Below are 623 nucleotides of genomic sequence, written 5' to 3' on the forward strand. Positions count from 1 at the left end.
GGGATCTGCTGGTGCCCTTCTGTTCACAGCTCTTCAATTCCTAGGTGCCGATCGCTTGTGTGGTATCGCACATGCCGCGCTGTCTGGGCTTGAGCCCGGTGAATCTGGAGCTGGCTATTTCAAATGCGAGTGGGTCCGCTGCCCGCAGATGAATGGCGTGCGCTGCTCGAACGTGAGCTACAGCAAACAGCAGACGGTGAAAAGACGCCGACGCACGCAGCTCTGCGCCTGTTCGACATCGATATACCCGGAGCACAGGGCGATGGATTGACGGACAAGGGTGCAGGACGCCAAAGCGCGGAACACGCAATGGTCTCGCTGCTTGAAGCATTGGCCGATTACGCGGCTAACGGTGATATTCCGGAAGAAGCGTGGGACGCGGCAATCGTCGAGATGTCACGTAAAGCCGCAGAGCAGTCCCGTCCACCAGAGACAATTTAATTGTACGTGGGGCAAGTGCCCAGACGTTCACAACTCACCACCCTACTTTCACAACAAGGGAAGCAATATGCAAACCGTTTCGATCACCGATTACACCCTCCTGACGCCCAAGCTGGCTAAGGTCGTTATTGCCTATACTGGCAAGTTCAACAAAGAAAGCCTGCGCGCCGCTATCACTGAAA

1 protein-coding gene is annotated in these 623 nt (G+C 55.7%); it reads left to right on the forward strand.

All coding sequences use genetic code 11. The features are described 5' to 3' along the window. Positions 1–123: 123 nt before the first annotated feature. On the forward strand, positions 124–441 hold the full coding sequence (locus AC1RPQ_RS07750; RefSeq protein ID WP_481762222.1) for a hypothetical protein: 318 nt from the start codon (positions 124–126) through the stop codon (positions 439–441). Positions 442–623: the final 182 nt, after the last annotated feature.

The sequence above is a fragment of the Dellaglioa sp. CoH-57-MRSF-21 genome, from assembly GCF_056781915.1.